The organism is Paenibacillus sp. MB22_1 (assembly GCF_047200555.1).
Classification (GTDB): domain Bacteria; phylum Bacillota; class Bacilli; order Paenibacillales; family Paenibacillaceae; genus Fontibacillus; species Fontibacillus phoenicis.
On the sequence record NZ_JBLADV010000002.1, the window covers coordinates 497,200 to 509,843 of the forward strand.

At 53.3% G+C, this 12,644-nt stretch carries 11 protein-coding genes; 1 reads left to right on the top strand and 10 read right to left on the bottom strand.

Annotated elements, in window-relative coordinates; genetic code table 11:
• Nucleotides 1-8: 8 nt before the first annotated feature.
• The 10 genes from ACL02P_RS14020 to ACL02P_RS14065 all read right to left on the bottom strand — a co-directional run bounded on the left by ACL02P_RS14020 (nt 9) and on the right by ACL02P_RS14065 (nt 11,182).
• Nucleotides 9-1,583 (bottom strand): response regulator, encoded by a 1,575-nt coding sequence (locus ACL02P_RS14020; RefSeq protein WP_412837513.1) that lies wholly within the window; start codon nt 1,581-1,583, stop codon nt 9-11.
• A 138-nt stretch (nt 1,584-1,721) separates the two neighbouring features.
• Entirely contained in the window at nt 1,722-3,437 is a 1,716-nt protein-coding gene (locus ACL02P_RS14025) for a sensor histidine kinase (protein WP_260071115.1), read from the bottom strand.
• 150 nt (nt 3,438-3,587) lie between these two features.
• On the bottom strand, nt 3,588-3,761 hold the full coding sequence (locus tag ACL02P_RS14030) for a hypothetical protein (RefSeq protein WP_009226517.1): 174 nt from the start codon (nt 3,759-3,761) through the stop codon (nt 3,588-3,590).
• Between the two features lie 102 nt (nt 3,762-3,863).
• Complete coding sequence (locus ACL02P_RS14035) at nt 3,864-4,505, bottom strand: glycerol-3-phosphate acyltransferase (RefSeq protein ID WP_412837514.1); 642 nt, start codon at nt 4,503-4,505, stop codon at nt 3,864-3,866.
• Complete coding sequence (locus ACL02P_RS14040; protein ID WP_009226519.1) at nt 4,502-5,596, bottom strand: glycosyltransferase; 1,095 nt, start codon at nt 5,594-5,596, stop codon at nt 4,502-4,504. Before ACL02P_RS14040 ends, ACL02P_RS14035 begins: the two co-directional genes overlap by 4 nt.
• 185 nt (nt 5,597-5,781) lie before the next feature.
• The gene (locus ACL02P_RS14045) at nt 5,782-6,732 is read right to left on the bottom strand and encodes an MTP-1 family protein (protein ID WP_412837515.1); all 951 of its coding nucleotides are present in this window, start codon (nt 6,730-6,732) and stop codon (nt 5,782-5,784) included.
• 17 nt (nt 6,733-6,749) lie between these two features.
• Nucleotides 6,750-7,844 (bottom strand): glycoside hydrolase family 130 protein, encoded by a 1,095-nt coding sequence (locus ACL02P_RS14050; RefSeq protein WP_412837516.1) that lies wholly within the window; start codon nt 7,842-7,844, stop codon nt 6,750-6,752.
• Between the two features lie 33 nt (nt 7,845-7,877).
• Nucleotides 7,878-8,756, bottom strand: coding sequence for a carbohydrate ABC transporter permease (locus tag ACL02P_RS14055; RefSeq protein WP_009226522.1), 879 nt, complete (start codon nt 8,754-8,756; stop codon nt 7,878-7,880).
• A 15-nt stretch (nt 8,757-8,771) separates the two neighbouring features.
• Nucleotides 8,772-9,758, bottom strand: a complete 987-nt coding sequence (locus ACL02P_RS14060; protein ID WP_009226523.1) for a carbohydrate ABC transporter permease — start codon at nt 9,756-9,758, stop codon at nt 8,772-8,774.
• 95 nt (nt 9,759-9,853) lie between these two features.
• Nucleotides 9,854-11,182, bottom strand: coding sequence for an ABC transporter substrate-binding protein (locus ACL02P_RS14065; RefSeq protein WP_009226524.1), 1,329 nt, complete (start codon nt 11,180-11,182; stop codon nt 9,854-9,856).
• Between the two features lie 252 nt (nt 11,183-11,434).
• On the opposite strand from ACL02P_RS14065, the gene ACL02P_RS14070 reads away from it, so the two are divergent.
• Complete coding sequence (locus ACL02P_RS14070; RefSeq protein WP_412837517.1) at nt 11,435-12,445, top strand: LacI family DNA-binding transcriptional regulator; 1,011 nt, start codon at nt 11,435-11,437, stop codon at nt 12,443-12,445.
• The last annotated feature ends 199 nt before the right edge of the window (nt 12,446-12,644 follow it).

A 12,644-nucleotide genomic window follows, 5' to 3' on the forward strand; every position in this document is an offset into this window, starting at 1 on the left:
ATCAACGCTCAGATCTTATGAGTTTTGCGATATTCCCCGGGCGTCATCCCGGTAGCCTGTTTGAATTGCCGGTTGAAATAAATGATATTTTTATAGCCCATCCGCTCGGCGATTTCATAAATCTTCAATGTGGGATCGGTCAGCAGCTCGCAGATACGCTTCGTCTTAAGCTCGTTCAGGTAGTCGCTGAAATGCCGGCCCGTTTCTTCCTTAAACAAAAAGCCGAGGTAGTTTGGCGTAAAATCGAAGCGGGCGGCGACGTCTTTCAGCGTCATTTTTTGCTCAAGATTGCTCTCGACATATGCCATAATATCTTGAATCAGCTTGCGTTTCTGCTTCTGCTTCTTGACGTACAACAGCTCGGACAACTCAAAGAACCGTTTTCGCAGCCAAGACGTGATATCGTGGATCGTTTCGAACTGGAACAGCAGCACCGGCTGGTGCGTATCCCACTTCAACAGCTCATACAGATTTTCGTTAATTTCGCGCAGATCGGCATGCAGCTGGGTGGTGATGCGGATGATGAGATCGTACACATCGTTTTTCTGAGCCAGCGGGGAACCTTGATAAAACAGCTCCAGCAAGCAGTCGTCAATCGTTACGAGATCATAGTTGAGAATAGCCTTCAACATCCGCTGGAGGATCTCGTCCGTCCGAGCGCCGGCAAACCGGCTTTCACCTGGATACACCCGGCTTTCATGGATCAGCCGGTCCTTGCCGACCAGCCACTTGGCGCTAAGCGCCGCCTGAGCTTGGCGATAGGACGACCGCAGCGCCTCTTCATCCCGCGCGAAGCTGCCAACCCCAACCGTCACGGAGAACGGGGAAATCCCCCGGACCGCCCGGATCAGCTCCTCCAGCAGCTCGAGGAACGTCGTTTCAGGTACGGACGCCAGCAATAGAAACCGTGTCGGTTGGCTGACGATAAACGTTCCCAGCTTCATCTCCGTGGTAAAATGCCGGATAAACGCCATCACCTTCTGAATTTGCTTGCGTCGCTCCTCCTCCGGCATATCGCCGGTCTTCCATTCCAGGTCGTCGATTTCGACGAGGGCTGCCGCCGTTCCCGTTTTAAACAGGGTGTGCAAATATCCGCGAATATGCCCCTCCACCTGCTCCGGGGAGATCTCGTTCAGCCAACGCAGCAGCAACTCCTCGTTGACAAGCGTCAGCGCCTCCGTAAACGTGCGGTCCTGATCCCGTTCTCGCTCGATCGCCGCGCACAGCTCACCCAGCATTTTATAAAGCTCCTGATCTTCTACGGGCTTCAGCAAATAAGCCGACGCGCTGATCTTGATCGCTTCCTTGGCGTACTCAAAGTCCTCGTGCCCGCTGATAAATACGATTTTGACACTTGGCTGGATCGCCTTGGCCTTACGGGCGAATTCAATGCCCGACATGATGGGCATGCGGATATCGGACAGAATCAGATCGATTCGCACCTGCTCCATCGCCTTAAGCGCATTAAAGCCGTTATTGGCTGTTGCCGCCACCTGCAGGTTCAGTCCGCTGCCCTGCACTCTGCGGCGCAGCCACTCGAGGTCTACCGCCTCGTCGTCGACAAGTAATACGTTAATCTCCATGGCCGTCATTCCTTCTCGTAGTTTTGCTTCTTATTTCGAGCATACTTACCGCTCGTTCCACTGAACATATCGGTTTACAATGAAAACCTATACAAATTCACCGATTTTGCAGACTTTCCTCTGATAAATCATCAAAAATTATTCCATAGCCGGAAGCTCCCCAGGGCTCACCGGAAGCACGATTTGAACCGTCGTTCCGCCGCCGTAGATGCTGGCGATACGAATACCGTATTTGTCTCCGTAGCGGAGCTTGATCCGCTCGTCGACGTTCTTCACCCCGTAACCGCCGGATTGGCTTGGACCGATCAGCAAGCGCTGCACCGTCTCCGGCCTCATCCCAATGCCGTTATCGATCACTTTCAGCTCCAAGTTATCGCCCTGCCGCTTCCCTTTAATGACGATCGCAATCGATTCGCCAAACCAGGCATGCTTAAACGTATTCTCCACAAACGGCTGCAGGATCAGCTTCATCACCTGTACCTGCAGCAGTTCGGGATCCACGTCGAAGTGGACAGAGAAAGCCCCGGCGTATTTAACCCGTTGAATATCCAGATACGTCTCCACCTGCATCAATTCATTTTCCAGCGGCGTAAATACGTTCCCTTGATTCAGCGTCAACCGGTAAAACCGCGACAAGCCCTGAACCATTTCGGTGACCTTGGCTGTCTCGCCGAGATTGGCTAAACTGCTGATCGTCGACAGGGTATTGTACAGAAAATGCGGGTTAATCTGCGCCTGCAGCGCCTCCAGCTCCGCTTGCTTCTTCTGGATACCTTGCACATACACGCTGTTGATCAGCCCCTGAATATTGGCAGCCATAACGTTAAACGCATCGGCGATATGTACAAACTCATCGTTGCCCGAGAAGCGAATCCGCTTCTGAAAGTTCCCTTCCTGAAAGGAACGGACGAGCCACACGATTCGTTTCATTTTCCGTCCGGACAGCCGGGCCACGATATACCCAATGAAGGCCATACCGATAAAGCTGATGCCGCACACCGTAAAAATCACGCGCTGCAGCCTGCCCGCATCCTTGGTTAAGTAATCTTTCGGAACCAGCGCCTCAATTACAAAATCGGAGCCCGGGATCGATTCATGCAGGCTCAGATATTTACTCGGCTGAGCCCCCATTTCCGCGTTGCCCCGCTGGTAGAGCAAGGCACCATCCGACGCTGCGTCAATCAGGCGTACCGTAATCCCCTGCTCGACAGGGAATGTGGAGAAATCGCCAAACAAATCGTCTAAGGAAGCGGTGATGCGGACGTATCCGATCACGGTCATGTTCCCGCTATAGGACACCAGGCGGCGGATATGGGAGATGTTCCCCAGCCGCTGATCGGTGTCAATCTGCAGCCAGATATTGTCCCGTTCGGAATCTTTAAACTCTTGATACCAGGCACTGTCCTGAATGTCCTCAAACGGCAGGATGTAATAGTCACTGCGGTGAATCGGCTCCTCCAAGTTATCGCCCGAGACGATATACAGATCGCTGTTCAGCGTATACAGCATCAGCCGAATATGGTTGCCAAACAGCTTGAGCGGCGCCGTAATTTGCGGAACGATCTCATCCAGCATGACCAGATAAATGTCGTACGGCTCCCCTTTGGTCTGCAGCGCCCGTTGAAAGGCGAGATTGCCAAACAAGGTATCCGACATCCGCTGGATCTCGTCCATCTGATAGCGAATGTTGTTCCGGGCCTGCTCCATTCCGGTGCGGATGTTCGTCTCGGCCATCTCCGTCCGGGATTCGGTCAGCATCGCGTACGACACGTAGCCGATGATCACGTCCGTTAACAGCACGAGCAGCAGGTAGGGAATCAGCATTTTGTAGGTGAAGGGAATATATTTTTTCATGGGATCGCCAAGCTTTCTCATCGATTTAATCGCTTACATTCAGCCTCATATTCATCATATCGGCCCTTGTCCAGAAAATAAATAACAAAAAAAACGACCCGGGTCGATGGCTTCACTTCGCCAACCCGAATCGGTTTGATAGGGTGTTTATTATAAGTTTTCTGCGTTCTTTACCGCATGCTCCCAGCTAGGAAAATAAAACAAAGCGTTGCGCATCAACTCTGGATCGTTCTGCTTCACTTGCTTCTTGCTCAGCGAAACGCCTTCACTCTGCAATCGTTTGATTCGGCGGACAACTTCATCCGCTTCAAGAGTGGCATCCATACAGCTTTGCTCCTTCCATCTCAGGTTGCTTATAGCATTTCTATTTCACATGCAAAATATACCTTGGCTGCTAGATTTAAGCAACACGCTGGCCCGATGCAGCTACAGTGTGACACCATCCCCGGAACGAGGCAGCTTGCCGCCCTTTCCGGTCAGAAAGCTCCGAATCGCCTGTCGATTGGCATACGTCAGCACGATCAGATTCACCAGCCAGACGCCCCAGAAAGGCAGTGAATAGCCGGAAACCAGCAGAAAAATGGACAGCATCGCCATGCCAACGACAACTTGGAAGCCGTCGGCTTCCCTAGACGCATATTTTCCCTTCTTATAGAAGGAAAATACCGCAAGCAGCACGGCGAGAATCACCGCATAGGCCAAAGCCGCCTCAAATCGGGTTAAGGCGCTCCACACGCCGAAGGTTACGGCAATCGCCTTGCCTCCCTTAAATTTAAGGAATGGCGAAAAGGCATGCCCAAGGATCGGGGCGATCGCGACCAGCGTCATCCCGAAATCGCGTCCCAACATTCCCGATTCGACCAGAAAGACCAGCGGCATATATCCCTTCAAAAAATCGAGCAGAATGCCCGCCAACCCCCAACGGTAACCGGCAGACTGCCACAGGTTAAACGCTCCGGGATTGCCGTCCCCGACCTGTCGTAAATCTTTCCGGGCCGCCTTGCCCAGCCAATAGGAAAACATCAAGGCCCCGCACAGGAACTCAGCCACAGCCAGTAAGAGAATCATCGGTCTCCCCTGCTTCCTACCTGCACGTCCCGACCTTTCCAGGTGACCGATCCGCGAAACACCACTTGATAGGCCGAATAGATCAGGATCACGAGAAAAAAGAGGGTAGACAACACGTGAAGCAGAGGCATCCATATGCCAAACTTCCCAACATAACGTACCAACAAATAGAGCTGCACCGCATACAGTACATACCCGATCAGCAGCGGGTAAGCCCAGGCCGTGTTCCAAAGGAACAATGCGCCTTCGGAAGCGATAAGCCCCAGGAGCCACACCGCAACCAGCAGCGTCGTGGCCGGCCGTAGCTTGGCAGTGCTCAGCACCGCACCTTTACCGAACCCCTCCAGCTCGCTGCGAATCCCGTTCGGGTACATCCGGAAGGAGACGAGGCCGCCGCCGAGAAAATTGGTCACGCGAATACCTGCCTCACGGAACTTGGCGCCAAGGTTCAAATCGTCGAGCAGCTCCGAACGGATGCTGTCATGACCTTGAATCGCCTCATAATCCCGGCGCGTTGTCACGATGCAGGAGCCGTACAGCCCCTTGTGCCGGCTGCGCATTTCAAACGGCGAGGTGAATGCAAATACGCCCAAGACGTTCGTAATGAGCGCCAGGCGTTCATAAAACTTCTCCGTGACATGAAATGGAACCACGGAAATCACGCCGCCCGCTTCGGCCCGCGCCTGCAACAGCGACTCCAGCGCCCGGGGGGCCAAGCGAATGTCCGCATCCAGAAAGACAATCACGTCGCCGGTGGATTGCCGGTAGCCGTTCCAGACCGCCCAGGTTTTCCCCGTCCATCCGGGAGGCAATGCGTCGTTCCGAATCACGTTCACTCCATATTTAGCGGCAACCTCATAGGTGCCATCCTCCGAAAAATCATCCACTACGATAATCTCATCGGGAGCATAGGTTTGCTTCTTAAGCGAACCCAGCAGATGCGGCAAATTCCCGGCTTCGTTCCGCGCCGGAATGATGACCGACACCTTCTCTCCCCCGCGATAAGATCCTTCCCGTTCAGGAACAACAACTGCCCGAAACAGGATCCATCCCGCAATCCATCCGATGGCTAATACGATCCAAATCCCCATCGCTGCCCCACCTCTTTCGCTTGCCGGAAATAAAGTGAAATACGTATATGAGTATTCTATGTCCGTAATAGCGTAGATGTACAAAAAAAGTAGAAGAGACTACCGCTAGTGTAGTCGACAATTCCCAATTTTTCAACAAAAAAACAAAGCCCCTCTCGGCAGCCGAGAAAGGCTTAGATCAAATCTTATTGTTCCAATTCGACAAACGGATCGTCGATCACCAGGCTCTGCGCTTCCGCATCGCTGATTCCCGCATACAGCGTGGCTTTGCCTCCGCCTTGACGGACGAGTCCGCCGCTGAATACGACGTCTGCCAGATCCGGCCGCTTCGACGGACCCGGCAGGAAATCGGAGCGCTCGGCGATGATCTCCAGATCGGTATATTGGCCGGTCGCCGGGTCGTAACCGAAGGCCATCGGATAATAATGGCGGTCGCCTTGCTCATCGAAGCGGGCGATATGGCCCAGCACCCCCAGCTTGCCGTTGGCCAGCAGGTGGATTTCGTTGCAGCCGCCCCATTCCTCATCAAGGAATTGCTCAAGCAGCGGCGCTTCCTGCACCACCTCAAGCGAGAGGTCCTCAAGCCGGTCCACTTTCGCGAAGCCGATTTTCCCCCTGCCGCCTTTCTCACCCTGCGGACGGGTAAATACGCCAATGGCTCCGTCGGACAGCTCCACCAGGCGTAAATCCTTCATTTGGTCCGGGCCTTGGAAGAACAGCTCTAACCGATTGAGACTAGGTCCTTTGTAAAATACCGTCCGCCAACTGAGTGCTCCTTCCAGCTCCGGATGAGGGAACGTCTGCACCCCGCCGAACACCAGCTCCCCGCCGATGCGGGTGAAGAACGGATCCTGCAGCGCAAACACCGGCGCCCCCTCCCGGGGAACCCAATGCTCATCATGGCGAACAAAAAACCAAATCTCCGACTCCTCGCTGTCCCGGCGCTCAACGCGTCCGGCAATGACCAGATCCCCTTCGTCCTCGAAGGGAGCCGAAATATTGTAAACATCCCGTTCGCCCACACCTTCAAACTTCAGTTTGACGGCTTCTCCGGGCTTGTTCGTTTTTGCCATACGGCGGTAGACCTCAACCAATTTCTCGCACGACAAAACACCGCTGTTCTGAAATTTTGCCATCGTCTGATTCCTTTCCGTTAGCTTAGTGGTTTCAAAGCTTCCAGCAGCTGCGGGAGGCGGAAGCTCGCGCAGGCCATCGAATCGTCCGATGCCCCATAATACATGATCACTTGTTCTCCCTTAACGATCGCTCCGCAAGCAAAAATAACGCTATGGAAAAATCCGCTCGTCTCATATTCCGCTTCCGGCACCATCAGCGGCTCCTCCATGCGGGCGGTCACCCGGCCCGGGTCCTTGAGGTCCAGCAGGGCTGCGCCCATGCAGTAGCGATGCGATTGGTCCGCGCCATGATACAGGATCAGCCAGCCTGCCTCGGTTTGGATCGGTACGCATCCCGCGCCGATACGCGCTCCGTCCCATTTTCCTTCGCGCAGCCCCATCAAGAAGCGATGGTTCCCCCAGTGCTCCAGGTCCGGCGACTCGGCCAGCCACATTTCGGGCTGTCCGATTCCTTCCGGCACCGGGCGGTGAAGCATATAATATTTCCCGTCGATCGCTGCGGGGAACAAGGTTACATCTTTATTGGTCGGGGCCAGGATTAATCCTTCCCGGCGGAACGAAACGAAGTCGCTGGTCGTCAGCCGGCCGACGGCTACACCTCTTTCAGAAACTGCGCTGTAGGTGATATGATATCGCTCCTCCAACCGGGTAATCCGCGGATCTTCGATGCCCCAGCGTTCCAGCGGGTCCTCCGGCCAGACACTAGGCGTCTCGTCGATGGTAAAGTTCAGGCCGTCCCGGCTACGTGCCACGCGAAAATGGGAGATAGACGTCAAGTACACCGTGGCCCCCTGCTTGTCGCGAATGACCCGAGGATCGGAGAAGTCGAAGCGCGGATCTTCCCGGTCTACTTTCACAATTTCCACCGCCGGTTCCGAACCCGAGGTCTGGCCGTTCACGTCAAGCACCGGAACAAGCACATAGCGCGGGTCGGTCTGCCGAGGGCATTCCGCCACCCGCAGCAGCAGGATTACTTCTCCTTCATATTCAGCAACGCCAGCGTTAAATACGCCGAGCACCTCCCAATCCGGGAAGGTGGGCTTGACATCCTTCGGCGTAATCAGCGGATTGTTCACGGAGCGATTGATCTCTATCTTTTGCAACATCGTCATCTAGTAGTTCCTCCTATCCGAAATTCAGACTGATTAGTCTTTCATGCCCGTAAACGTAATGCCCTCGATAAAATAACGCTGAGCCATAAAGAACAACAGAATGACCGGGAGCGCCACCAGCGTGGACATCGCCATCAGGTAATTCCATTGCGGGGCTTCGTTCACGCCGCCCATAAAGAAATACATGCCAACATTAAGCGTATACATCTTCATATCCGACAGGTAGATGAGCGGACCCAGAAAGTCGTTCCAATACCCCCGGAACGCAAAGATCGCTACAGCCAGCAACGCCGGCTTCACCTGCGGCAGCATGATATAAACGAAGGTCTGAAAGAAATTTGACCCGTCGATCTCAGCCGCATCGTCCAATTCCCGCGGCAAGGTCATGAAAAACTGACGCAGCAAGAAAATATAAAACGGTCCCCACGCCGTCCACGCCCGCAGAACAAGCGGGTCGAATTGGCCGACCAAGCCAAATTTCTGCCAGATCAGAAACGTTGGAATCAGCGTGACGTGAAACGGCAGCATCATCGTGGCCAGCAGCACGAGGAAGATCAGACTGCTTCCAGGAAAACGAAACCGCGCAAATCCATAAGCTACAATCGTCGCGCTGATCAGCTCCGCAACAATCCCCAGCACCACGATAAATATCGTGTTAAACAGGTAGCGGTTAAACGGCATCGCCGTCCACGCTTCCACGAAGTTATGCCATTGCGGCGGATCTGGAATCCATTGCGGCGGCCAGGCGAAGATATCCCCGTCCGCCTGCAAAGCGGTCGACACCATCCAGAAGAACGGCACCAGGATGACGGCGGCTAAGAACGTGACGATCACGTAAATCAACGTTTTGTTCACCCATTTCCACGTTCTGCCGGAGACAGCTTGGGTACGGGCTGTCGAAGCATTTTCCATGTGTTACACCTCCTATTAGCGCCGTTCCGATTCGTAGTGAACCCACGCCGGGCTGGAACGGAACACGAGCAGCGTCAACACCAGGATGATGATAAACAACACCCAGGCGATGGCCGACGCCTCGCCCATATGCAGCTGCGTGAATCCGCGTTCGTACACCAGCTGGTTCATAAATTTGCCGGCGGCCGAGGTTGGGCGGACGAACATCGCAATCGTGAAAATTTGCAGTGCTCCGATCATCCCCATGATGACCTGCAGCAGGATCACCGGCGAAATTTGCGGGATCGTGATGTGTATGAACTTGGCGAATCGTCCGGCTCCGTCGATTTCTGCCGCTTCGTATAAATTGCTTGGAACGCCCTGTAAGCCGGCCAGGAATACGACTGTATTGGTACCGAAGATCCCCCATAAGCTCATGATGACAAACGCGCCAATGACATAATGCGGATCGCCAAACCAATTGGGCTTATCGATGCCAAACAACGACAGCGCCGGCGATAGAACATAGTTGATAATGCCTGACTCACTGTTAAACATCCATCTCCACAGCAGCGCCACCGCTACCTCGGGCATCACCGCCGGAAGGAAATAGATCGTCCGGTACGTGCCGATCCCCTTGATTTTATTGTTCAGCAGCATGGCGACCAGCAGTGCTCCAATCACGCCGATCGGCAGCGATAAGGCGGCGTAAAGCAGCGTGATCCGGATGGACGGCCAGAACTCGATATCATTCGTAAACAGCTTGATGTAGTTGCCAAATCCTACCCATTCCGTCTTTCCGAAGATCGAAGACTCGGTAAAGCTCAGGTATAAGGAATCCAGCAAAGGATAAAGGGTAAAAATCAGGAAACCTACAATCCACGGGGAAACGAGCGCCAAACCGATCGCCTGCTTCTTTTTCCAGCCAAGCTTGGAAACAACGAAGTAGAGCACGCTCGCAATGACTAATAGGACGACAGGCACCAGCAACCATCGGATCAAGGTTGCAAGATGGTTTTCCATGCGGTTTCCTCCTTTCTGCACAGGTTGGCCCGTTCGCTTGATGAAGAAAAGGAAGGAGGCTCCCGCCTCCCCGTCCTTCTCTCTCGAACCTTCAATTATTTAATCGCGCTCTCCAGCAGCGGCTTGACTTCCGGAATCAGCTTCTCCGGATCGGTCCCCGCATTGATGATCGGGTCCATCAGCTGCGTCCAGTAAATGTTATCCCATTCCGGATATTTCTCGGAATAGCGGTACGGTCTCGCGTATTCCATCGAGTTGATGATCGCCTCTAGGGAATGCGATTTCTTCGGATGAAGCTCCTGCAACGTTGCCAAGTCCGCCAGGGATTTACGCGGCGGCATGATCTTCCAGTGGTGGATCGCATCGCTCAGATCCACCAAAGCTTCGAAAGCGGCATCGGGGTTTTTCGTATTGACGTTGATGCCCATGCCAAGGATGTCGCCAAAGGTGGCATGGATGCCGGTTGGTCCCGCTGGAACCATAAAAGCTTGCACGTTATCGACCGTGGAATCCAGATCATCGGCTGCCCCGCCCATGAACATAGCCACTTGGCCATCGCGGAACATTTTGTCGAAGCCGCGATCTCGAACGATTTGCTGCGAAGGTGTCAATGGACCCTTCACCAGGTCGGCGTAGAAGTTCAGAGCTTCCTTCGCTTCCGGCGAGTCGATTGGCGATTGACCGTCTTCGGTTAAGACGTCTCCACCGTTTTGCCATACGAACATTTGGGATGGCGGCCAGCCGTTTAACGTAAAGCCCCACTGTACCACCGACTTCTCATCAAACCCATCCTCGCCCGGATGCTTGCCATTCTTGTCCTTGGTCAGCTTCGTTGCCGCATCGGTAAATTGCTCCCAGGTCCAGGTTTCATCCGGATAAGCCACACCCGCTTCGTCGAACAATCCCTTATTCACGTACAGCATCACCGGCTGCTGCAGCCAAGGCAGGCCGTAAACCTTCCCTTCGTGCGTAAACGGCTGAAGCGAAGCCTCGTAATAATCATCCAGATTCGCTGCCGGTTTGTCAGAGGACTTCAATCGATCTGTAATGTCCAGCATCGCGCCTTCCGACGAGAACTGGGCCGCACGCTGTGCGCTGATCCAGAACAGATCTGGTCCCGAATTCCCGGTTAATTGCGTGATCAATCGGGTATCGTATTCCGCCGGATTGGAATCCTGCACGATCGTATACGTTGTTGATTTCTCGTTTAATTCGTCAAGAATTTGCTGCAGTTCTTTCGCTTCGTCCGCCCCGGCCCAGGTCGTCAGCTTCAGTTCCACCTTCTTGCCTGGTTCAGCGCTTTGCCCTCCCTTCTCATTCTGATCGCCTTGGCTGGCGCCTCCGCCGTTATTGCCGGAGCAGGCCGACAACAGCAGGGAAACTGCAAGAACCAAGATGATGGCCATGGAAAATTTCTTCTTCACATGAATGACCCCCTACCAGATAGATGATAGAATTACTAACTTCATGACTAACCTTCTTTTGTAACGTTACTCAAGATTACATTTTTATTATGTATCCAAATGACAACGCTGTCAAGAGAGGATTTCAGCTTCGCAAAATGCTGAAAACTAAGCTTTTTTCCTGCTAATCGTTTACATTACAACTTTTTTTGTGTATATTTAATTTTGTAACGTTACAAAATGATAAGCAGTACACATAGAGGGGATTCAAACATGCGTAAAAAAGTCGTCATGCAGGATATCGCTGATCGCTTGAATCTATCCAAGAACTCTGTCTCCCAGGCGTTATCCGGCAAGGACGGAGTAAGCGAAGAAACGCGGCGCAAAATTATCGAGACGGCGGAAGCCATGGGCTACCGTTACAACAAGAAGACGTCCGCCGGCAATCAAAATCAAGTGAAGACCATCGGGCTGATTGCTTCAGACTTTGCTTTTTCCATGCAGTTTTTCGGGGAAATCTATCTTGCGGTCGAACGGGAAGCCAAGAACCACGGCATCAATCTCCTTATTCAATCGATTACTCCCGAGATGCGCGACCGGCTGCAGCTGCCTTCTTTCATTGAAGAGAAGCAAGTGGACGGCCTCCTGATTCTGTCGCATATCAGTACGGCTTATATCCGCAACGTGCTTGAGCAAGGCATCCCCACCGTGCTGATCGACCACCATCACCCGCTGCTTTCAACCGATGCAGTTCTGACCAATAACCGTTTCAGCGCTTATATCGCCGTCAAGCATCTGCTGGATTATGGCCATCGGAATATCGGCATCCTGGGCAATGTCGCGGTTTCGCCGAGTTACCAGGAACGTTGGGAAGGCTATATGCTTGCCTTGCGGGAGCACGGCCTTGAGCCGCGTGAAGCACGTATGCTTGTGCATACGCAAGAAGAAGAGGAAATCATCGCTGAAGCGATGAGCCGTGTGGCTGACCAGCCTAGCGCTTGGTTTTGCCTGAATGATGGATTTGCGTTTTACGTCAGCTCGGCGCTGCGCCAGCTGGGTTACCAAATCCCTGACGAGATCTCGATTTGCGGCTTCGACAACAGCCATTATTCCCAAATGGCCACGCCCAAAATCACGACGATGGAGGTTGACCTGTCTCTGTTCGCGCACAGAGCGTTTGAGCAGCTCATGTGGCGGATCAAGCATCCGAACGAAGCGTATCAAGAAATTTTGCTGCCCACCCATTTGATCGTGCGCGAATCAACGGCAGCTGTGAAAGTTTAAATCAAAAAAAAGTCGATCAGGATGGTAACCCTGACTGACTTTTTTTGTATCAGTGGACGACGGAATCGTTAGCACTCCCCGTCGGAGAATACAAACTAACTGGAATTTCTACCGTTAATATTGGCAGAAACGTAAGTTATGGGCGATTTAACGGTAAATTGTATAGTTAATTTGGGTGCTTTTCCGCTAAAGTGGCGAT

Coding starts and splice junctions, on each gene's coding strand:
- ACL02P_RS14020 (WP_412837513.1), bottom strand. CDS start 1,583: ATGGAGATTAACGTATTACTTGTCGACGACGAGGCGGTAGACCTCGAG.
- ACL02P_RS14025 (WP_260071115.1), bottom strand. CDS start 3,437: ATGAAAAAATATATTCCCTTCACCTACAAAATGCTGATTCCCTACCTG.
- ACL02P_RS14030 (WP_009226517.1), bottom strand. CDS start 3,761: ATGGATGCCACTCTTGAAGCGGATGAAGTTGTCCGCCGAATCAAACGA.
- ACL02P_RS14035 (WP_412837514.1), bottom strand. CDS start 4,505: ATGATTCTCTTACTGGCTGTGGCTGAGTTCCTGTGCGGGGCCTTGATG.
- ACL02P_RS14040 (WP_009226519.1), bottom strand. CDS start 5,596: ATGGGGATTTGGATCGTATTAGCCATCGGATGGATTGCGGGATGGATC.
- ACL02P_RS14045 (WP_412837515.1), bottom strand. CDS start 6,732: ATGGCAAAATTTCAGAACAGCGGTGTTTTGTCGTGCGAGAAATTGGTT.
- ACL02P_RS14050 (WP_412837516.1), bottom strand. CDS start 7,844: ATGACGATGTTGCAAAAGATAGAGATCAATCGCTCCGTGAACAATCCG.
- ACL02P_RS14055 (WP_009226522.1), bottom strand. CDS start 8,756: ATGGAAAATGCTTCGACAGCCCGTACCCAAGCTGTCTCCGGCAGAACG.
- ACL02P_RS14060 (WP_009226523.1), bottom strand. CDS start 9,758: ATGGAAAACCATCTTGCAACCTTGATCCGATGGTTGCTGGTGCCTGTC.
- ACL02P_RS14070 (WP_412837517.1), top strand. CDS start 11,435: ATGCGTAAAAAAGTCGTCATGCAGGATATCGCTGATCGCTTGAATCTA.